Source organism: Psychrobacter sp. Sarcosine-3u-12 (genome assembly GCF_002836005.1).
Lineage (GTDB): Bacteria > Pseudomonadota > Gammaproteobacteria > Pseudomonadales > Moraxellaceae > Psychrobacter > Psychrobacter okhotskensis.
Map to the genome: position 1 here is coordinate 1 of NZ_PJBY01000034.1, position 1,064 is coordinate 1,064.

1 protein-coding gene is annotated in these 1,064 nt (G+C 39.8%); it reads right to left on the reverse strand.

Annotated elements, in window-relative coordinates; all coding sequences use genetic code 11:
• Positions 1-63: 63 nt before the first annotated feature.
• Positions 64-711, reverse strand: coding sequence for a hypothetical protein (locus CXF65_RS01010; RefSeq protein ID WP_025650738.1), 648 nt, complete (start codon positions 709-711; stop codon positions 64-66).
• Positions 712-1,064: the final 353 nt, after the last annotated feature.

A 1,064-nucleotide genomic window follows, 5' to 3' on the forward strand; every position in this document is an offset into this window, starting at 1 on the left:
TGGTGTAATGGACAAAATTCATGCTAAAAAGTAGAAGGTAGTCGCTAATGGACATAATTCATGCTATTTGAGTGACTTCGACCCTAAAAAGTCTTTAATAAACCGTAACTTACGGTACTCATTTAACCCATGATGACTGTGCAATTGTCGCTTTAGCTCACTGAATAACCCTTCAAGAGAATTGGTCGTATTTGGTATATCTAAGTGCTCATATTCTCGATAAGTAAACAGCCAGTTACTATTGGTTCGTAGACTACGATAAGCACTTCTAAGACGCTTGTGCGTGTACCACGTTCTACCAGTATCAGTATTGATGCTACGTTCACTAAGATAGGCTTCATGAGTCAAATACCAGTGATCTAAGCGCTTTATGAACGCTGTCTTATCAAGCTGTATTATGTTTAAAGCGAGCTGTCTAAGCTCAATACTGGCGATGTTCTTAGGGCGACGAGTGAGGTAGCGGGTCACTATTTGTACTTGATGAAACTGGCACATTTGACAAGGTATACCGGTAAATAGCGTACGCAGTCCTCGTCTACCATCGCAGGTAATACTTTGTATATCAACGCCTAACGATGCTAGGTGATCAATCCCTTGCTTATAAGCACTATTAGTTTCATGACTGACTATCGCGTAATAAAGAACGGTTTTAGTGGTGTTATCCATAAAGACCATTAAACCAAACTTGCGACCAAAGTAAGTGGTGTCCATGATGATATTAGCAGTCTTTGGTCGTTTAACCTGATACTCGATACTGACTTTATCTAAGCGTCTTTGAATGGTTTTAAGACTACAGTGGTATTTATCAGCCAGTTGTTGGTAAGTCTGTTTACCTTGGGTATATTCAGTCCAAAGTGTTTGGTTATTGAGTCTTTTGCCACCTAAAAACTGCCGTCTGCAAGCTAGGCATTGATACTGCTGTTTGCCAAGCTTACGTCCATTCTTCTTGGTGTGTTTATCACTACAAAAAGGGCAGTTTTTTGATTCATGGCGTTCATTCCTTGCAAATATAGACAGTATATAGCGTTAGACCCTATGACAGCATGAATAATGTCCATTACACC